Raw genomic sequence first — 20,167 nt, 5'->3', positions numbered from 1 at the left:
CTCCTATCTAATATAATTAATAGTTAATAATATTAATTAATTTAAAACTATTAAGTAATCTATTCTACTTCTTCATATATTTCTCTTCATTTTATTATTGAGAAATATTTTTCATAACCTACATTATAACTCTTATAAAAGTAGGCTTAACCTTTCATTTATTGAAAAATACGGGATTTATATTCAGGAATTTTTACAGATTTATCGTCAGAAACATTATTTTGATAATTCATACAAAACTAGAAAAATATAATTTTCACACTGATTTCTCACCATAAATTTATTTAAGTTCTATGTTGTCCCCATCATTATCCACTTGGTACATATTCTGTTATATAATGAATTTATAGAATTTACAGAATAAGGGGACCTTTCATGCTACAACAACTATTCACTTCACCTATTTTATCTGTTCAAACTTTACACCCAGGCTATGTAGACCATGCAAGCGACGTGTTTCTTGTTAAAACAGAAGCTGAAGAAGTTATTGTTCGTTCCTCAAAAATGACTGAAGAGCCCAACAATGATTTTTGGTGGGGATGTAAAAATCTTTTTGGAATTGATCCAAGGCATGTACATCATTTAGAAACAATACACGCATTATTGAAAAAGCATACTACCTTACCCATCCCGACTATTTTGCAAAAACATGTTTTAAATGAGCGAGAGTATGTAATCGTCGGAAAACTAACCGGAAATACGCTGCAATCATTTATCGAACAACCTGATTCTATTTTATTCAGCCTTGGAAAAGGACTAGCAGAAATTCATTCGTTTCAAGCAGAGTTTATAGGAAACCCATCAAATACTTTCCACATTCCACTAGAAGAATTTAAGTCTCACATATTAAAAGTCAGTAAAGATCTTGTAAATAAGTTCTATTCCGATAACGCGAGCATCCAAAACGCATTCCATACTTTTGAGTCACAGCTCTCTTCCTTGCCGTCACCGAAGGAATCTACACTTGTTTTAATTGATATGGATCCTACTCAGTTTTTATCAGATGGTCAATCTATTACTGGTTTAGTAGATACAGAAGCTTATGCGGTTGCTCCTCGAGAGTTTGATTTTATTGGATTAGAATATGTATTTACAGAAAAAGAGGCTCATGCTTTTAAACAAGGTTACGAAACCATTATGCCCATTCCTCGTCTTGAAGAATGTAGACATCCCTATCGATATTTGTACCGGTTATTATCTGTTCAGGGCAGTGTGGAGTTAGACAAGTGGCTAAGTCATCCATCCTATTTTTAAATACGAATGAGAGGGATTATGAAATGAATATTGAACAAAAGAAATCTTTAACAGAAAACGAAATTCAGCAAATGAAAGATTTATCTCATATTTGCGGACAACACGATCAAATTGATTACTCGTCAGATTTACATATAAACTTTTTAACTGCCCGTAATATAGAAGTGGTAAATGATTTTCTATTTTATGATGATACTCAATTAATCGGTGCATTAAGTATGTATGACTTTGAGAGACCAACAAAACTGGAGTTAATAGGGTTTGTTCATCCGAACTATAGGAAACAACATATAGGCACTACTCTTTTACAAACCGCAATGAAAGAAATACAAAAAAGAGAGGCAGATGAAGCCCTTCTTATAATTAATGGTGACTCTATTTCGGGAAAATCATTTGCAAAACAAATGAACTTTCCTTATTTATACAGTGAATACGGTATGAAGTTCAAAACAAACGAAGCACAAAAAACATTGAAAAATAATATTAATCTTACCGTTGCATCTTCTGAATTACTTCCTGATCTTATAGAAATCGCTAGTGAAGCTTTTGGAGATTCGGCAGCAAATACATCCACATGGTTACAAAAGATGATGAATTCATCTTCCCATCAAGTTTACAGTGCTCTTATCGATGAAAAAGTGATAGGAACGATTACAGTTACTGAGCAAGAGCAATCTACTACACTATCAGGATTCGCCGTTCATCCTTCTTATCAAGGTAAAGGATATGGTAAAGATATTCTTAGTTATATGGTACGTACACTTATTACAGAAGGAGTTTCAACAATTGAACTAGACGTCGAAACGAAAAATAACAATGCTTTAAAACTATATACACAATGTGGTTTTGAAATTATGACAAAGTATGATTATTATAGATTGTTGGAATAGGAGTGACTTTTCTATCGAGGAAGCATGTTATTTTAGAGACGAAATTATTACCTCTTTAAAATCTGTAGGATGTAACAATATACAACTACACGGTATAAATAGAACATTTTTCATTTGTCAAAAATAAAAAAACTGAATCATATCGATTCAGTTTTTTCTTATTTTTTTCTTAATATATTTACAACCGCAGTCGTTTCATCATTTTTTTTATAAACACGTGGAATTCTTCTATCCAACATGCATGTAACTTCATAATTAATTGTACCTAACATATCTGCTATTTCTTCCACCGCAATCTCTTCTTCACCTTGTTTGCCGTAGAATACAACTTCGTCTCCTACTTGTACTGGCATTGCATTTGTAACATCTAGCATAAGCTGATCCATACAAACACGGCCAATTACAGGTACTCGTACTCCGTTTATTAGTGCATGCCCTTTATTAGATAGCTGACGATTATAACCATCAGCATAACCAATCGGTACAGTTGCAATCCATTCTTCGCCCGTTGTTACATAAGTATTCCCATAGCTAACACCACGATTTTTCTTCGCATGTTTAACATGAGCTACTTTTGATTTTAAAGACAACGCTGGCTGTAAGGAAGCAACTGTATGATCCACTTCTCTTGAAGGATACATACCGTAAATTCCAATACCAACACGAACCATATTTTGAAATGTGTTACTAAGTTCCATTGATCCTGCACTGTTTGAACTATGAATATATTGAAAATGAATTCCTAATTCTCCCGCTGTATTTACAGCTTTCTCAAACAAACTTGTTTGCATATTTGTATAAGTTTTATCTATTTCATCAGCGGTAGAGTAATGTGTAAACATCCCTACTACTTCTACATATCGCATACGTTTTAACTCTTCAAAAAACGGTTTAACTTCTTCTTCCTGTAAACCAATACGGCTCATTCCTGTATCAATTTTCACATGAATTCGCACTTTCTTTTGAAGATGGTTTGCAACTTCATCTATACCTTGTAAATCTTCTACTCTATAAACAGTCATCATAACGTCGTATTGAATTACATCTTCTACAGCTGCTACTGATGTATATCCTAAAATTAAAATAGGTACAGTAATTCCAGCTTCTCTTAATTCAATTGCTTCATCTACAAATGCAACTGCAAGTTGGTTTATTCCTGCTTCAATAGCCGATTTCGCAACTTCAACTGCCCCATGACCATACCCATTCGCTTTTACAGCAGCCATCATCGCAATATTTTCATCATTCACACGTTTTTTAAATTCTTTTACATTATGTTTTACAGCATTTAAGTCAACTTCAACAATTGTATCTCTTCCATATTTCAAGCTCATTGGTCTAACTCCTAACTCAATAATTACATTCCATTCTATTTCACGTTTCATATGACCTTTTACAATATAATACTTTTCACTATGCTAGTCAAACTACTAGAATTTTCGGAATTTTGAGTATGATATAATACCCTTAAGAAACTATTATATACGGAGGTGAGAATAATTACAATGTTTGTTCCATCTGCATTGAATCAAGTTAAAATTGCTATCGATACTTCCATTCAAATACTGAGCCAGTATACTGAAAGTGATCTGAAAATAAAGCCGATTGAATCAAAGCGGTCATTATTTGAAATGTGCACACATCTTTCCCTTATTTTCCATGCTGATTTACTCATATTAAATGGTATTACGGAAAAAGACTTACATACCTTTTATATAGAACAAACACCAGAAACAATTACTCAAATACAGCAAACGATGATACAAGGGTACGATTTACTTTCTAAAACTTTTTCATCCTATTCCAATGAAGAATTAGCGGAAATTATGACTGCTTATTGGGGTATTTCTTACTCTCGATTCGAATGGTTACTTGAAATCGTTGCACATTTTTATCATCATCGCGGGCAAATTCATATTTTATTATGTGAGCACATTAAAGATCCTAACATACCTTTATTTCAATAAAGGTATGTTAGACGACATTAAACTTTTTTAAGGCAAATAAAATACCACCTTCACTCGCCTTCTTTGTAACGAAATCAGCTCTTGTTTTTAACTCTTCTCCACCATTCTCCATCGCAATTCCTAGTCCTACATACTGTAACATCTCAATATCATTTCCACCGTCACCAAAAGCAATTGCTTCTGATTTACAAATTTTCAGATGTTCCAATACCTTTTGAATTGCAGTTAGCTTCGATACTTTACTATCTTCCAACACATTCATAACGTAACCATGAAAACGTTCAAACGTAAGTGCTGGATATCTTTCAAAGAATTTTTGAGCTTCTGTTTCATCAGCATACAGACATACACAATAAATCTCTTCTGATAAGTTTCTAACTTTGTCAGGATACCGCTCTAAATTTAACGTTTCATTTAATGCTCGTATTACACGTTCGTCTTTTGAGGCAATACCATTCATTACAAATTCCTCTGTAAAATAAGAAACACTGTGACCATGTAATTCAGCGAAATTTGAAATATCATGAACAATTCCTCTTGAAAGTACCGATTTATGTATAACTTCATCAGCACATTTTATATGTGCACCATTTGCAGAAATAAACGTATTTATGCCTAGTTCCTCAAATTGTGAGCATAAGCTATATGGTCTCCCTGTTGTAACAACTACTTGTATTCCTTTATCTATTAATCTTTGTATCGCTTCTTTTGTACTTTCGTGCATACTTCTGTCAATCTCACTTAAAAGAGTACCATCAACATCAAAAAACACTACTTTGCACATAGGTCTTTACATCCCGTCCAAATGATTCGTATCATTAATGAAATGTACCGTTTTTTGTTCACCATCAATTTCAATTAAGCTTATTCCCGTATCTCCTATTTTAAAGTAATAGTCCATTGAGATTGGCATTTTGAAAAATGCACGTAAGATACTATTCATTACACCACCATGTGCAACAATTGCAATTCGGTCATATGTATTCTCTGTCACGATTTTAGAAAAGATTCCTTCTATTCTCATTCTAAATTCAATAAATGATTCCCCGTTTTCAAAACGATCATGAAGAAACTTTGGCTCTGGATATTTTTTCGCCTCTTCAAATGATAAACCTGCTTGCACTCCATTATTGAACTCCATTAATTCCTCTTCTAGTTGAATTGGGCACCCAATTCCTTCTGCTAATGTTTCACCAGTTTCGCGAGCACGTTTTAATGTGCTTGCCCAAATGAAATCTGGCGGGAAATCTGCTTTCACTTTCTGTACAAGCCTTTGCACTTGCTGTCTTCCCTTTTCTGTTAATTCAAAGTCAGCTCGCCCTTCATGTACATTTAAAATATCAGCTTCTGATTCACCGTGGCGTATTAATATTATTTGCATATTTCCCCTGCTCCCTCATTTAATATTCACAAGTTTCCATTATATCACATTCTTACCTTTCCATAACAAAAAAGAACGGTCTCCCGTTCCTCACCCATTTACTTTCTCTGCATCGTTCCAATAATACTTACTCAACGCTTCTGTTAATACATCAATCGTGTTATATAATTCATCCAATGTATTATCAACACCACCAACTTCAATTAACATTGCGTTTTTAGATAAATCTTGATTATAAACACCATTTCCATCTTTTTTATACTTCGGAAAAATCCCTCTACTTAATCCGTAATAGTTTTCATCTAAATAACTATTGATTGCTCTTGCAATTTTTTCATTTTCAGCACGCCCTTCATTTTCCATCCCAATTATAAAATATAATCTTGCATACGATTTCCCGTTAATTACTTTTGTTGTTACCTTCTTCCGCTGATCATCACGGTGTATATCAATCGGAAACGCAATTTTATTATTTTGTGCTAATGTTTCTTTTACATATTCATGAGACGCTTTATATGATTGCGGCCATTTCCATTTTTTACTCGCTAATAAATCCCCCATATTCGTTTTATCATGAACTACCGGAATTCCTTGTCCTTCAAGTTGTTCTTTCATACGTTTCCCTAGTAAGGACACATTTACATCTGGACTTGATGGATCGGTAGCCCCTGGTAATAACGGAAAGAAAGATTCCCAGCTATGTGTATGATAAATATATACTGCACTTTCACCTTTTTTCGCTCCGTTCTTTTTCTGAACCGGATTATTCTTTTCAGCTTCTGTAACTTTATCTTTTGCTACTTCTCGCTCTTTCGTTACTTCTTCAATCGGTACACTAGATTCATTTGGGATATTCGTAAAGTTTGTTCCTTCCCCAGCTACGATAATGTTAGAGTAATACTTTGACATACCAGGCACTTCTTTACCGACAAACGTTCTTAAATCTTTAATTTTCAAATCCGTCGCCATCGAGAACATTAAATTTCCAAATGACTCCCTTTTATTCTGCTTAAAATAATCAAATCCGTAATAGCGATTCTCACTTTCTATCATTTGAACAAAACCTTGCATCGATACTTTTCCAAACCATTGATTCGCGTAATTCGATTTCATTGTATGTAAAAGCGACGTCAAAATCGACGCACTAATAATTATGACTAGTGCATATAGAAAGAGTAACGAGATTAGTTTCTTCCCATGTATACGGGTTGCATACTTTTTCACTGTATCACCTTCTTTATACATGGATATGTACAAGCCTTTCGTAATATACGCAAAAAAAAGAGAAATGGCATCCCATTTCTCTTCCTCACTCTTATTGTTCTTTTTCTGTATCTGACGAAGGTAATTTCTTCGTTTGTTTCTCTTTAAAGATTTCCCCAATTGCCCCAAGAGTACCAAGTGTTTCAATTGCATTAGATGGAATAAATACTTTATTTGCTGGGCCTTTTGCAACCTCAATCAATGATTCAAATGATTTATAAGCAAGTACGCGCTCATCTAAATCTGCTGCGCGAAGTAATTCAATTCGGTTTTGTTCTGCTTTTGCAATTTCCTCAATCGCTCTCGCTTCCCCTTGCGCTTCTAATTCTTTCGCTTCTCGTATACCTTCCGCTTCACGAATACGCGCTTCTTTATCCCCTTCAGCCATTAAAATTTTACTTTGTTTTTCCCCTTCAGCACGAAGGACTTTATCTTGTTTCGCTGCTTCAGCTTCTAAAATGATCGCACGTTTATTACGTTCTGCTTTCATTTGTTTTTCCATTGATACTTGCACATCTTTTGGTGGATTAATATCGACTATTTCGACACGCTCAATACGAACGCCCCATTTTTCTGTCGCTTCATCAAGTGCTAAACGAATTTCTGTTGAAATTTTTTCACGACCTGATAATGTTTCATCAAGCTCCATTTTACCAATAATTTGACGCATTGTTGCAGATGTAATATTACGAACACCATATTCATAGTTTGAAATACCATATGTCGCAAGCTCTGGTTCAACAATTTGATAGAAAATAATTGTATCAATTTCTACTTGTACATTATCTTTCGTTATTACCTTTTGTGGTGGTACATTCGTTTGTTGAATACGTAAATCGTGATATACACGAACGCGGTCTACAATTGGGATTAGAATATTTAATCCAGGGTGCATAATCCGTTGAAATTTACCAAACCTTTCAACGACCCCAACTTTTTGCTGAGAAATAATTTTAATTGTCAATGCAATAAATACAACGACAATCAATGCGAAAATAATCGTTAACGTTAATGCTACTGCCATATTTATTCACTCTCCTTTTTCACTTGTAAAATAGTACTATGCCTCTGTATAACAACGACTTTTTCTCCAGCATCAATAGGAGTATCCGAAATAGCTGTCCAAGTATCTCCATCCACTTTCACAATACCGTTCACTTCACTTGTAATCGTTTGCATAACAATTCCCTTTTTACCAACAAGTTTATCTACTGTATCAGTAAAACCTTTTGCTTCTCGAAAGTTTTTAGAAATTCTTTTCGTAAAGAAAGTCAATGTTAAACTTACAATCGCCCCAACAACAACTTGTAAAAATAGTGCATCAGGAGCAAACAAAGCAATAAGACCTCCGACAACAGCTCCAATTCCAAGCCAAAGCATGTAAAACGTAATCGACAACATTTCTGCAATAAATAAAATACCCGCTATTATAAACCAAATCACCCATCCAGCCATATGCAACCCTCACTTTCTTTCTCATTTTCTATATGTATATGAAGAAAAGAATGGTTTATCCGCCCTTTCTCATAGAGGGGGCGTTTGCTACAAGCTATTATATGTATTCGCTGTTACAACAAGCATTAATAAAATGCTATATTAATATATTCTTCATTATACACGAAAATCCCTTTCAAAAAATGACAAAAAATTTAATTCTTTCAAAAATATAACTTACAGATTATAATGATTAAAATTAAAATTAAAAGCAGTATTGATTTGAAAGGTGGTATTCTTATTGCCTAAACGTTCACTAACTTACTATTTGGGCTCCAAAATATGCATTACTCTCGCTGACATTGTATACATAATGATTATTACAACTCACATCTATATCACAACTAGATCAGCTACAATTACTGCTCTTTTTCCATTATTACAAGTTATCACAAATCTTATCGCGAACACCTCTGCACCACTTATAATGAATCGGTTTCCATCTTATTCATTGCTATATACTCTACAATGGATTAAAACAGCTCTTTTAATATTGTTAATGATATTATTTCCTATACTATCAACAAACATTTCTGCTCTTTTAACTTTTGTTATTTTCATTTCATTATGTAGTGGCTGGAGCGCTCCTCTACTATACGCAGTTATCCCGCGCTTAACACCACAAGAAAAATTAGTAAAAGTAAATAGTGTCTTTTCCTTTTCAACACAAATTATACAAGCTGCTGCATACTCATTTACAAGCATAATTGTTCTTCTCATTGGCGTTACTTCGACACTCATGATTAATAACATATTGATGATTTTCGGATGTATTACATTACACCTTTCATTACAATCTATACAAGCTGAACGAGTAGCAGAACCCACTTCTTCGAAAACTACTGCATTATTAGAAGGATGGAAACTGTTATTTCAACACCCGTCTCTGCGCATCGTTACAATTATGGACTTAATTGAAACTTTCGCAGGGACGATATGGATCGGTGCTATTACGATGGCATATGTAACGACTGTTCTTCATAAAGGCGAAGATTGGTGGGGATATATTAACACAAGTTATTACGTCGGCACATTAATTGGCGGGATATTAGCGTGGAAAATGAGTACATATATTCAAAAAAATTTAATACGCTCCATGGCGATAGGCTCTCTTATGTTTAGTATTCTTACATTTTTATATGGTATGACAAGTAGCGGATTTATTGCTCTATTTCTTTGTGTTCTAATGGGACCATGTTATCAAATTAGAGATATTTCTCAAACGACGGTTTTACAATCAAGCGTCACTCCTTCTTTATTATCGAAGATGTATACAGCTCATGGTGCACTTCTCTCGACAGCTTCTGGTCTTTCTATGCTTAGCGTTGGAATTATTACTGATATGTTCGGCGTTCGTACTATTTATATTATCGCCGCTTTTCTTATTTTATGTTCTGCTTGTTTATCCTTTAACTTATTAAAATATCAGAAGACGGAGCAGAAAGATATTTCACTTTAATCAATAAAACAAAAGGGACAGGAATTCCTGTCCTTTTTGTTTATTCTATTCATGACAAGTTGGGAATCTTCCTATGTTTTGTCGCTTGTTCAAAAGCATATGCTAGTTTAATTAATGCCCCTTCACTAAAAGCAGCACTTGCAAGAGTAATTCCAAAAGGCCTCCCATTATCCATATATCCCGCAGGCATTGCTATAGACGGATAACCTGCTTTCGCACATATAGTAGATCCTATATAAGAAGGGAACAGTATCGCATCAAGATTATATTTTTCCAATGCAAAATCAATACCTTGTTTCTGCGAAAAGTATATATCTTCTAATCTTGCCTTTAAATATTCAGGATTTCTTAACGTATTAGGAAAATCTTTTTTTCTTTCTAACTTAGTTTGTCCATATTTCAAAGCTCTTTCTGCTATGTTTTTATTAAACTCCATTAACTCCGAAATAGAATGTACTAGAATAGTAGAAGGTAATTTAGAAAGATAGTTATCTAAGCTATGCTTCAGTTCATAAAGCGGAACTCCCCAGCTCCATTCTCTATGAAAAGATGGAATATCAATATCTTCTACTATTTTCGCTCCCTTACTACGTAAAACTTGAATCGTTTCCTTAAACAATTTTTCATCGTATTCTCCAGATTCATAATAATCTTTTGGCGCATTGCTAAATACACCAATCTTCGCCCCCTTTAAACCGTTAGCATCAAGATAAGATGTATAATCTTGATATGCCATGCCTTCACTTTTATGAGTGGCTACATCCTTCTCATCCACCCCAGTTAGACTCCCTAGTAAAATAGCAGCATCTGTTACTGTTCTAGCAAATGGCCCAGCTGTATCTTGTGAATAAGTGAAAGGAATAATTCCACTACGACTAATTAACCCAACAGTCGGCTTAATACCTACAACCGAGTTTTGAACAGCTGGGCTCAAAATAGAAGCATCTGTCTCTGTTCCAACGGATAATACAGTAAAGTTAGCGGCAACTGCTATAGCAGACCCTGTACTTGAGCCACCAACGAACATATCATCCTTTCCTGTACCGTAAGGATTAATTGTTTGACCACCTCTAGCGCTATATCCAGCCCACATTTCAAAAGACATTGCATTTGCTAGTTCTGTCATATTTGTTTTACCTATTATAATTGATCCTGCTTCTCGAAGTTTTGTAACGAGAAATGCATCTTCACTACTTATATTTTGTTCTAGGGCAATCGTACCAGCACTTGTATGCATCGAGTCATTCGTTTCAATATTATCCTTAAGTAAAACAGGTATACCATGTAATGGACCTCTTACACCTTTTGTCTTTCTTTCATAATCTAACGCTTCTGCAATAAAGATAGCATCTGGATTGATTTCTAAAATAGAATTGATTTTCGGTCCATCTTGGTCATACTTTGCGATTCTATGAAGATAATACATGACTAGTTCTTTTGAAGTTAACTTCCCAGCTTCCATTTCCTTTTGAATATCATGAATTGTTAATTCTTTTTGCAGTAGGGTATTGAACTGAATTTCCATTTTCATTCTCCTTTTATAAGCCCTTATATATATGACGTATGTCTATTACTTTTTCATTTTCTCCGCTCCTCGTATTAACAACTACTATCCCTATACAGGAATTCAACTCACCAGTTTAAAAACCTTTAATTTCCAGAGAAATAAAAAGAGTCTGAAACGAATACAATATCGCCTCAGACCCTTTTTATTATTTTACATATACCTCTTCTAACAAATGTAAAAACTCGCCTTGTTTACCTGCTAATTCAGGGCATTTGTTAATATCAACCCACTCATAACAAAATACTAAACCTTTGTCTTCCTCACCAGCACTCACTATATGTTCCCACGTATCTTTCACATCTGTTAATAATGAAATATGGAAAAAATGACGTTTTTGATATTCCTTTTTTTCTTTCATATAAATAATGTAATCAGAAAGGAAGCGCTCGATACAAAAATGGCGTAGTCCTGACTCTTCTTGTACTTCCCGTAAAATTGCTGCCTCTAACGTTTCGCCTTCATCTACTGTCCCGCCTGGCACTTGGATACCAGCCTCTCGTATATCACGATGTTTAAAAACGAGTAGTTGCATAACCCCTTCTTTTTCTCTCGTAATATATGCATGTACCTTTTTCTTATATAACATCGTCATCTTAGCCCACTCCCCTCAATTCATTACTGCGTTACTTCTTCAATCGTCAGTTGGTTTTCATATAAATATGTAGCTTGCGGATTTCCAACATACCGTACATGCCACGGTTCATAACGATAACCGGTAATCCCTTCTTTCTCTTTCGTATATCTAATAACAAAACCAAATTTATGGGCATTTTCAGAAAGCCACTTTCCTTCTTTCGTCTCCCCAAAAACAGTTTCTAGCTGAAATTTAGCAGATTGAGATGTAATATCCATAGCTAGTCCTGTTTGATGTTCACTCGTACCAGGGACTGCACTAGACATCGCTGTCTTTGCTTCTCCATCTTGTCTTTTATACATCGTATTTAATGCTTTTTGTCGATCAAAAGATCTAAATCCAGAGACTGCAAAAAGGAAAATCCGCTCCTTATTGGCTTGCTGAAACATTTCCTCAAGTGCCGCCGCTGCCTCTTTCCTCATCTTTTTCTTCTCTTGATCACCTTCACTAGAGTAACGTACTTTCGGAACAACTAAATCTGGCGGTCTATACCCATCTGGTAAACGCCTATTTTTATTCACAAGTACAAGCATCGAACTTGGATTACTAATGACTGCGATATCCCCATCCATATTAGCAATCGTTTCTTTAGCTTTCGGAAATATATTGTTTACATTTACTTCCTTCGCCTCTTGCTCCTTGTACATCTTATAATTTATTCCTGCTACTCCAATGATCAGTATCATTGCTACGATACCAAGTAGTGCCCATTTTTTTTTCATATAACGACCTCTTATTTTAATAATTTGGCCATTTCATACTCATCGATACCTTTTCCATCGATGATAAGAGCAGATTTTTTGACACCTTCTTGTTCAAATCCAATTTTGCTATATAGTGCCTGAGCTCTTGTATTGTGGGCCATTACCGTTAATTCTAAACGCCATACATCATGTAATCTTGCCCACTTCTCTACTTCTTTAAACAGACTCGTTCCAATACCTCGGCCACTATACTCTTGCAAAATACCAATTACAATGCCTGCCACATGTCTCTTTCTTTGAACATCATTACCATTGGCTAAAATAAATCCAACTACTCTATCATCTTTAACTGCTACAAATATTGTTGCATATTCATTTTCTATAAAACGGTGGACCATCTTTTCTTGTTGCTCTACTGTCGTTTTTCTTTCCCCTGGTTCGTATAACATAAATTTCGTTTCTTCGTCTAACTGCTTACTTAATTGTAAAAATGATGCTGCATCTTCTACTCTAACCTCTCGTATCACCTTGATCCCCTACCCATTCTGTTAGTTAAAAATTTTCCTTGTAAAAAGATTTTCTCCACTATTCTGAAAATTCCTTTTTAAATTTCTTACTATAAATAGACAAATTTCGATATCAATATAATAATAGGGAATTTTGTCTATAATGTGACGTTTATTTCTACCTATAGATTATGAACAAACAAAAAAAAACGTAAGCTTCTTGCTTACGTTTTCCCCATATTAACGAGTATCCTGATTGATGAGGGCTAATAATCAGTTGGATGAACACTCCGGCTAATTAAATTCCCACTTTATCCATTCACTTTTTCAGCTTGCCAAAAATATTCTCCAAATGCCTTAGCAAGAGCATCAATCGATCGATTCAATTCTTCATCTGTATTATCTACGCCACCAACTTCAATTAAAATCGCCTGTCCTGATAAGTCTTGATTATAGACTCCATTTCCTGTTTGGAAGCCTTTTTGAATAACACCACGGCTCACTCCTGGATATTTCTTATTAATTTCCTCATGAAGAGCTGTTGCTAATTGTAAGTTCTTTTCATAATTTTTATTTCCTTTCCCAATTACAAAAGCAAGCTTTGCATATGATTTATCTCCAATTGTTTTTGTCGTGACATTTTTCCGTGCACTATCACGGTGCAAATCGAAAAAATATTGGAGTTCTTTATTACCGGCCATCGCTTCTTGTACAATTTCTCGTGACAGTTTATAAGAACTATTACTGTTTAATCCTTTACTTATTAACTTTTGGCCGACATCAGTCTTATCGTTAGTAGCACCTATACCTTCACTTTCCAGTTGTTCCCGAAAACGATCTCCAACTATTGAAATATTCGTTACAGAACTCGTTGCTTTATTCGGATCTGGGTCATTCGTTAAGTTCAGTAACGGCAAATAAGATTCCCAACTATGTGTATGATAAATGAATGCAACTTGTCTTTTTCCCGTCGTTTGAGATGGTTGTTTCTTCTCTTTATTCGGATCAGGCTTAGGAACTTGTCCAGCTTCTCCAGTCCGTTCCTTCACTACTTCTTCAAGAGGAACACTCGATTCTATCGGTAAGTTGGAGTAATTTGTTCCTTCACCTGCTATAACGATTTCTGTATCATATTTCCCAAATCCCGGAAGTTCTTTCCCAACAAAACTACGTACATCATCAAAACGAATATTCGTAGCCATCGAAAAGAGGAATGAAGAAACAGAAAAGTCTTGATTCAAATTCCGGTACTCCTGTGTAAAATAATGATTCTCCTTCCCAATAACGTACATGTAACCATTCATTGATAACTCATTTAACCAATTATATAAATACGTTGACTTTGTCTCTTTCATGGAAGTTACCATTACACTAATAAGAAAGAAAGTCGCTAATACCGTAGTAATAATAAATATAATTAACTTGCGTACACTTGTTAATTTCACGTAAAAAAAGCCTCGATTCATACTATCACCCTCTCTATTTCAAGTTATGTACAAGCTCTAGAGAATAGACCGCTTAAATTCCGGCTATATTGTTAATGAGGTGAAATGAATTGAAGCTACTAATAGGAACATTACCAATCGTCTTATCATTTATTTTTTATTTGTTTGCTTTACATCCTAAAATTCGTATTGTGCTACATATTTCCGCATACTTAGCACTGTATGTACTCGGGACAATTATTTCTATTAATATATATGATGTTTTAATACAAAATTTAGTTTTCATGACAAGCATTCATGGAATTTTACTGAATCCATTTTTCCTTATTGCAGGAGCGTATATAGGAACATACACTTTATACTTACTTTTGTCTTACATTATTACAAATATAAAAAATGGAGCGTAATGAAATGCAACCACCGTTCATCTGTCATAAATGTAAAAAAAGAATAACGAGAAGGAAAGATCTTATTACCTCTACATGGCATTTCCGCTTTTATTTATTTCACAACACTTGTTTCAAAAATCAGCAATTATTTGTCTCACGTTTTATTCCTATAAATACACTCTTTGGTTTCTTTCTTATTATACATGGGCTTATTGCTGGCAGCATTTTAATGTTCACGGAGCCATCTATCGTTTGGCTTATTTTTTTACTTCCTATCTTATATCGGTTTCTTTCCTATTATTACGTTGAACGTTTTTTCTGTAAATAACTAGTAGATTTACCTCTAGGGATGCTTAAACACTCCCATTCATTTTCTTTTAACATTTTACCAATGTAAATGATTTGTCCAATATGTAAAGCATAATGAGAAATTTGCCTTTCGATTGCTTGCATGACAGTGTGCTCTTCTCCGCGAATGTATACTTTCTGCAGAACATTCTCTGGCGTTAAATTATCCAAAGCTTCAAAAACATAATCCCATCCTTCTTGCCACACAGTAAGAGCTTCTTGTTTTGAATTGTAGCCTCCCTCAAATTCAACATCTCGATTACGATCTGCTTTTTCACCATCAGACGTTAAAAAATCCGTCCATCTTGAACGCATATTACCATGTAAATGCTTAATGATAATCGCAATACTATTCGTCTCTTTATGAGAAGACCACATTATTTGTTCATAAGATAATTGAGAAAGTACACGTTCTCCTTGTTTTTGTGTTGCCTTGAAATTCGAAATGGCACATTGTAAATATTCTCGTCCGATATCCATGTTTACCCCTACCTTCACACTAACTAATTTTCGTTCCATTTGGCAATTCCATATTAGGCTGAAGCAACACAACATCACCAGCTTCAGGAACTCCACCTAATACAAGCACTTCCGATTTAAATCCAGCTACACGCTTTGGCGGAAAATTTACAACAGCAACAATTTGCTGACCGATTAAGTCTTCTGGATTATATCTCTTCGTAATTTGAGCACTTGACTGCTTGACCCCAAGCTCCCCAAAATCAATTTCTAGTTTAATCGCTGGCACTCTCGCTTCTTTAAATTCCTCTGCATGTGTTACAGTTCCAATTCGTAAATCCAAAGTCAAAAAATCTTCAAAACTAGCCATTTTATCATTCCTCCCAATTATTACTTAGACAAAATACAAAAATCCCCTTTTAAAAAAAGAAAGGCGCCTAAGCACCTTTCTTTTGTAATTCACTTAATTCATTTGATTTATAGAAGAAGAACCCGAGAATCCCGCCAATACATGATGGGATTAACCATCCTATTCCTTCTTTATATAATGGTAACATTTGTAGAACATTAGAAATTGCGTCAATTTTAATATTCGCACTTTCTAAGCCATTAAATAAACTAATTGACAATGCACCTAATATTGCACCAATATAAATTGTATTTCGCTTTCCAATCCATTTATGGAAATATGAAAGTACGATTAATACAATTGCAACTGGATAAATAATCATTAACACTGGTAAAGTGACTGCGATTAATTGTGTTAAACCTAAGTTAGATACAATTAAACTAAACACACATACCATTGTTACAATCGTTTTATGCGAAAGTTTTGGGAATACGTTTGTAAAGAAGCCCGCACAAGCAGATGTTAATCCAACAGAAGTTGTTAAACAAGCGAGTATAATAACAAGTCCTAATAAAATTTTACCACTTGTTCCATATAACTCATTTACAACATTCGTTAAAATAAGTCCACCATTCTCTGAGATCCCAAGTGATGTACTTGTTGAACCAAGATAAGCAAGTGATAAATAGATTAACGTTAAACCAAGTACAGCAATAATACCAGATACAATTGTTATTTTTGCAACTTGACTACTCTCTTTTATTCCTTTAGAGCGGATAACTTGTACAACGACAATTCCAAATACGAGTGCGCTAATTGCATCCATCGTTAAATATCCTTGAATAAATCCACCAAAGAAAGCATTTTCTTTGTATGCCGCTAGCGGCGCAGCTGGTTCTCCAATCGGATCAATAATTGCCTTTCCGACAATAACAGCAACAATCAATACTAACAATGGTGTAAGAAATTTCCCGAACCAATCCACTAATTTAGATGGATTTAATGATAAATACCACGTTATTCCGAAGAAAACTATAGTGAAAAGAAATAGCATGTACCACTCAGAAACCATTGTCTCTGATAGAAATGGCTTCATACCCATTTCAAATGAAACAGCTCCAGTACGCGGAATCGCGAAAAATGGTCCAATCGCTAAATAACTAATCAATGGGAAAATAAACGCAAATATAGGGTGAACTCTAGAAGATAGCGCTTTCAAGTCCCCCTCTACAAACGCGACAGCTGTTACAGCTAATAGGGGTAATCCGACTCCCGTTACAAGGAATCCAATTGTAGCAATCCAAACATTTTCTCCTGCTTGTTGACCTAAAACTGGCGGGAAAATTAAATTTCCTGCCCCTAAAAATAGTGCAAATAACATTAAACCAATCGCTACCGTATCACCTGGCCTTAAACGTCCCTTCATGCTTTTCATTTGCATAGCACTTTTTCATTGTTTATCTCTCTTTTCACAATATGCTATGCATCCTCCTCTCTGCTCAAGATGATAAAATATGCCCCTTACAAAGCAATGTCTTTCTCCATAATTTCTCCATTCCCCTTATTCTTACTCTAATTATTAATTTTTGATTTTTTTGAATATTCAAGTCATCAGAGTGTTATAACGTGGAGTTTAGTTGTCAGACCTCTTTGTTTTTATCACACATATAGTAACATATTTGGCTGAAAAATAAAAACATATTTTTAAATAGAATTTTTTGAAAATCAAAATTATCCACACATACCTCCTTTATTTATTTTATTACACAAATTTTTTTAGAAATTTACGATTTTTTTATTTTATTATATTTGAATATTTTTATACAAAAGAGAGTAAAAGCCATCAAAAAATAAGATGGCTTTTACTTGTTAGTCTATCGTTTCAACTTCACGTGGATTATTCATCTCTTCAACATACACAACTCTAAATCCATGATCTTCTAAATCCTTTAGCAATGTTTCTAATTCACTATCTTCAAACTCTTCTCCCAATGTAAACATTATTCTACGTACTAATAAAGCATCATTATCAAAAGTCATTAAGCTTTGAATACCAGTGTATTTCTTTAGCACTGTCGATAATTTTTGAATGGCCCCATTATAATCTTGTGTTCCAATCATGACAGAATATTTACTAGAATGGACTCCCCATGCATCTTCTAATAACTCAAAAACTTTTTTATGCGTTAAAATCCCCAGGAAAACTCCTTTTTCATCAACTACTGATAAATAAGGTAATTTTTTTATTGTAAAAAATACTTTAAAGAACGAAGAATCTTCTCTCACATATCCTTCTTTATCATTTAATATTTGTACTACACTCTCTTCAAGTGAACCTTTATATTCTAAAATATCTACTTTATATATATTCCCTAAGTATTTCTCTTTTTTTTCATCTAAAACTGGTACACAACGATACCCAGTTTTATTTAAATGCTCCAGTGCTTCCCCTATCGTAATTGAACTTGAGCAAAATAACACTTCCCTTTTCGGCACATAATTTCCTTTAATCCTCATAAACAGCCTCCTTATGTTAAAATACTTTCTGTGCCATAACTATATTATATTTTCAGAAAAAAATAAATATATTATTTTATTTTTCTGAAAATTATTCATTTTTCCGTCATAATTTATTCATGAATCATTCACTTGTACTCTCTTCAGCATCAAAAATCCCTTCTGAGTTCTGGATCACTTTACTGCATCATTGTACGGACCTAATTGCTTTTTAGAAAAACAATGATTTGTCTCCTTACTTTTCATTAACATATTTCCTTTTATAATTAAAAAATAGGTTGCTACTAGAAAATAGATCAGCCCTAATATCCAATCCAAATTTGTAGCTAGATTGTGTAAAAGAACATATCTCATATATGCATAACCAATCGGAACATGTAGTAATACAACCGCACCTAATCCCGGATTGTATATTGTTTTAGCTTTTATATTCGCAAAAATACCATGCCATATGAATTGAAAAAACCCCATTAAAATAGGTGCCATCCCAAGCCATATTATATTTTGAAAGAAAACCGGAAGTAAATAAAAAACATACGCAATCAAAATATTTATTACCATAGCAGATTGCGTATTTAATGGATAGCGATCTGGTATATCACTTTTAAATATAACTACATTGAACAGACCAGCGAAATAACCTGGCCAACGATACTCTTCAAATTGATGCACTAAAATGGCTACAAAACTTAACGCTAACAGTACTTTTATTTCACTTATTTCTCCCAAATTCGCGACTAAACAAACAACGACAACAATAGCCACAACTAACCCTATATCATACCAATGCTTTCTAAAGAAACTAACCATCGCTATCACCCACTATCTCAATTTTTATAAAAATAGCGTTCAAATAGGAAATCAATCTGTTTTTCTATAGGCAGTACTCTTATATCTGCCCCTGATTCAAGAATTGGCATCATTAATGCTGGAAGAAAAATGGATCCAAATATTTGCACTGTCATCATCATTAAAATTTCCTGATCCGCTTCATTTGTTATTTCGCTCAAAATATTCTTCACTTTACTAAAACCTAGCCTCTTCAAAAAATCTCCATATTCGTATTGAGATGTAAATACCGTAGTTCCCATTGCAATAATCTTCCTGACTAACTCAGGATATTGCCGGATTACTAGTACATAATCAAATAAAAATATTTTTAATCTTTCTTTCGCTGGTACTGTAATATCATCTAAAATAGAAAAAGTGCCTTGGAAGCTAATTAACAAAACTTTAATCGCCTCACTAATCAACTTTTCTTTTGAACCAAAATGGTAATTTACAAGCGCAATATTTACATCTGACAATGATGCAATTTTCCTTATCGTTACCCTTTCAAAACCTTCGTTTTTAATTAACTCCAAGGTTGTATTTAAAATCTTTTCTTTCGTTGATATGTTTTCATTTCCTCCCAACTTATCTCCCCCTCTAGAATTTATCGATTAAACAATGATTTAAACACTGTTTAACTTTATGGTATCACTTTCCAATTTGAAAAATCAATTTAATCCTTTCGACATTTACCTACATTTCTTTTCATT

23 protein-coding genes and 1 pseudogene are annotated in these 20,167 nt (G+C 34.1%); 7 read left to right on the top strand and 17 right to left on the bottom strand.

What is annotated here, in order from left to right:
• Positions 1–375 precede the first annotated feature (375 nt).
• The 3 genes and pseudogenes from ABH959_RS03255 to ABH959_RS03245 all read left to right on the top strand — a co-directional run.
• Entirely contained in the window at positions 376–1,254 is an 879-nt protein-coding gene (locus ABH959_RS03255) for a phosphotransferase (RefSeq protein ID WP_113938540.1), read from the top strand.
• A 23-nt stretch (positions 1,255–1,277) separates the two neighbouring features.
• Complete coding sequence (locus ABH959_RS03250) at positions 1,278–2,144, top strand: GNAT family N-acetyltransferase (protein WP_113938539.1); 867 nt, start codon at positions 1,278–1,280, stop codon at positions 2,142–2,144.
• Positions 2,137–2,271 (top strand): annotated as a pseudogene (locus tag ABH959_RS03245) (class I SAM-dependent methyltransferase); the annotation flags it as partial. The gene ABH959_RS03250 and the pseudogene ABH959_RS03245, both read left to right, overlap by 8 nt.
• Positions 2,272–2,302: 31 nt before the next feature.
• Here ABH959_RS03245 and alr read toward each other — a convergent pair.
• Positions 2,303–3,478: an alanine racemase gene (alr, locus tag ABH959_RS03240; protein WP_113938538.1), complete on the bottom strand. Its 1,176-nt coding sequence runs from the start codon at positions 3,476–3,478 to the stop codon at positions 2,303–2,305.
• A gap of 171 nt (positions 3,479–3,649) precedes the next feature.
• On the opposite strand from alr, the gene ABH959_RS03235 reads away from it, so the two are divergent.
• The gene (locus ABH959_RS03235) at positions 3,650–4,111 is read left to right on the top strand and encodes a DinB family protein (RefSeq protein WP_404492273.1); all 462 of its coding nucleotides are present in this window, start codon (positions 3,650–3,652) and stop codon (positions 4,109–4,111) included.
• A 7-nt stretch (positions 4,112–4,118) separates the two neighbouring features.
• Here ABH959_RS03235 and ABH959_RS03230 read toward each other — a convergent pair whose 3' ends face one another.
• The 5 genes from ABH959_RS03230 to ABH959_RS03210 all read right to left on the bottom strand — a co-directional run bounded on the left by ABH959_RS03230 (position 4,119) and on the right by ABH959_RS03210 (position 8,210).
• A complete protein-coding gene (locus ABH959_RS03230) occupies positions 4,119–4,895 on the bottom strand; it encodes a Cof-type HAD-IIB family hydrolase (protein ID WP_404492272.1) in 777 nt (258 codons plus the stop codon).
• 6 nt (positions 4,896–4,901) lie between these two features.
• On the bottom strand, positions 4,902–5,492 hold the full coding sequence (locus ABH959_RS03225; RefSeq protein WP_113938535.1) for a histidine phosphatase family protein: 591 nt from the start codon (positions 5,490–5,492) through the stop codon (positions 4,902–4,904).
• 90 nt (positions 5,493–5,582) lie between these two features.
• A complete protein-coding gene (gene spoIIP, locus ABH959_RS03220) occupies positions 5,583–6,716 on the bottom strand; it encodes a stage II sporulation protein P (RefSeq protein WP_404492271.1) in 1,134 nt (377 codons plus the stop codon).
• A gap of 91 nt (positions 6,717–6,807) precedes the next feature.
• Positions 6,808–7,779, bottom strand: coding sequence for an SPFH domain-containing protein (locus ABH959_RS03215; protein WP_002012471.1), 972 nt, complete (start codon positions 7,777–7,779; stop codon positions 6,808–6,810).
• 2 nt (positions 7,780–7,781) lie between these two features.
• The gene (locus ABH959_RS03210) at positions 7,782–8,210 is read right to left on the bottom strand and encodes an NfeD family protein (protein ID WP_002012470.1); all 429 of its coding nucleotides are present in this window, start codon (positions 8,208–8,210) and stop codon (positions 7,782–7,784) included.
• A 280-nt stretch (positions 8,211–8,490) separates the two neighbouring features.
• Between ABH959_RS03210 and ABH959_RS03205 the strand changes: the two genes are divergently transcribed.
• The gene (locus ABH959_RS03205) at positions 8,491–9,708 is read left to right on the top strand and encodes an MFS transporter (RefSeq protein ID WP_002168568.1); all 1,218 of its coding nucleotides are present in this window, start codon (positions 8,491–8,493) and stop codon (positions 9,706–9,708) included.
• 49 nt (positions 9,709–9,757) lie between these two features.
• Here ABH959_RS03205 and ABH959_RS03200 read toward each other — a convergent pair whose 3' ends face one another.
• The 5 genes from ABH959_RS03200 to spoIIP (ABH959_RS03180) form a co-directional block, all read right to left on the bottom strand.
• Positions 9,758–11,233 carry an amidase family protein gene (locus tag ABH959_RS03200; protein ID WP_113938534.1) on the bottom strand — a complete coding sequence of 492 codons (1,476 nt, stop codon included), beginning with the start codon at positions 11,231–11,233 and terminating at the stop codon, positions 9,758–9,760.
• A 187-nt stretch (positions 11,234–11,420) separates the two neighbouring features.
• Positions 11,421–11,867: an NUDIX hydrolase gene (locus ABH959_RS03195; RefSeq protein ID WP_002127013.1), complete on the bottom strand. Its 447-nt coding sequence runs from the start codon at positions 11,865–11,867 to the stop codon at positions 11,421–11,423.
• Positions 11,868–11,890: 23 nt separating this feature from the next.
• Entirely contained in the window at positions 11,891–12,631 is a 741-nt protein-coding gene (locus ABH959_RS03190) for a M15 family metallopeptidase (RefSeq protein WP_404492270.1), read from the bottom strand.
• Positions 12,632–12,642: 11 nt separating this feature from the next.
• A complete protein-coding gene (locus ABH959_RS03185; protein ID WP_113938300.1) occupies positions 12,643–13,140 on the bottom strand; it encodes a GNAT family N-acetyltransferase in 498 nt (165 codons plus the stop codon).
• Between the two features lie 290 nt (positions 13,141–13,430).
• Positions 13,431–14,585: a stage II sporulation protein SpoIIP gene (gene spoIIP / locus ABH959_RS03180; protein WP_404492269.1), complete on the bottom strand. Its 1,155-nt coding sequence runs from the start codon at positions 14,583–14,585 to the stop codon at positions 13,431–13,433.
• Positions 14,586–14,674: 89 nt separating this feature from the next.
• Here spoIIP (ABH959_RS03180) and ABH959_RS03175 point away from each other — a divergent pair, with 89 nt between their 5' ends.
• On the top strand, positions 14,675–14,971 hold the full coding sequence (locus ABH959_RS03175; RefSeq protein WP_002012463.1) for a hypothetical protein: 297 nt from the start codon (positions 14,675–14,677) through the stop codon (positions 14,969–14,971).
• Between the two features lie 4 nt (positions 14,972–14,975).
• Positions 14,976–15,281, top strand: a complete 306-nt coding sequence (locus tag ABH959_RS03170) for a permease (RefSeq protein ID WP_113938298.1) — start codon at positions 14,976–14,978, stop codon at positions 15,279–15,281.
• On the opposite strand, the gene ABH959_RS03165 is transcribed toward ABH959_RS03170, so the two are convergent.
• From ABH959_RS03165 to ABH959_RS03140, 6 genes are all read right to left on the bottom strand, one after another.
• Entirely contained in the window at positions 15,254–15,820 is a 567-nt protein-coding gene (locus tag ABH959_RS03165; RefSeq protein ID WP_113938297.1) for a DUF1572 domain-containing protein, read from the bottom strand. The genes ABH959_RS03170 and ABH959_RS03165 overlap by 28 nt on opposite strands.
• Positions 15,801–16,130, bottom strand: coding sequence for a chaperone CsaA (gene csaA, locus ABH959_RS03160; protein WP_113938296.1), 330 nt, complete (start codon positions 16,128–16,130; stop codon positions 15,801–15,803). The genes ABH959_RS03165 and csaA overlap by 20 nt, the downstream gene beginning before the upstream one ends.
• Before the next feature lie 67 nt (positions 16,131–16,197).
• Complete coding sequence (gene brnQ4, locus ABH959_RS03155; protein ID WP_395923305.1) at positions 16,198–17,535, bottom strand: branched-chain amino acid transport system II carrier protein BrnQ4; 1,338 nt, start codon at positions 17,533–17,535, stop codon at positions 16,198–16,200.
• A gap of 443 nt (positions 17,536–17,978) precedes the next feature.
• Positions 17,979–18,626, bottom strand: a complete 648-nt coding sequence (cbpA, locus tag ABH959_RS03150) for a cyclic di-AMP binding protein CbpA (RefSeq protein WP_002012458.1) — start codon at positions 18,624–18,626, stop codon at positions 17,979–17,981.
• A 174-nt stretch (positions 18,627–18,800) separates the two neighbouring features.
• Positions 18,801–19,445 carry an HXXEE domain-containing protein gene (locus ABH959_RS03145; protein WP_113938294.1) on the bottom strand — a complete coding sequence of 215 codons (645 nt, stop codon included), beginning with the start codon at positions 19,443–19,445 and terminating at the stop codon, positions 18,801–18,803.
• Between the two features lie 8 nt (positions 19,446–19,453).
• A complete protein-coding gene (locus ABH959_RS03140) occupies positions 19,454–20,041 on the bottom strand; it encodes a TetR/AcrR family transcriptional regulator (RefSeq protein ID WP_002012456.1) in 588 nt (195 codons plus the stop codon).
• Positions 20,042–20,167: the final 126 nt, after the last annotated feature.

The sequence above is a fragment of the Bacillus sp. RC51 genome (genome assembly GCF_044908115.1).
Classification (GTDB): domain Bacteria; phylum Bacillota; class Bacilli; order Bacillales; family Bacillaceae_G; genus Bacillus_A; species Bacillus_A mycoides.
The sequence above is the reverse complement of the archived record's forward strand: the minus strand, read 5'-3'. Positions and strand labels throughout refer to the sequence as shown.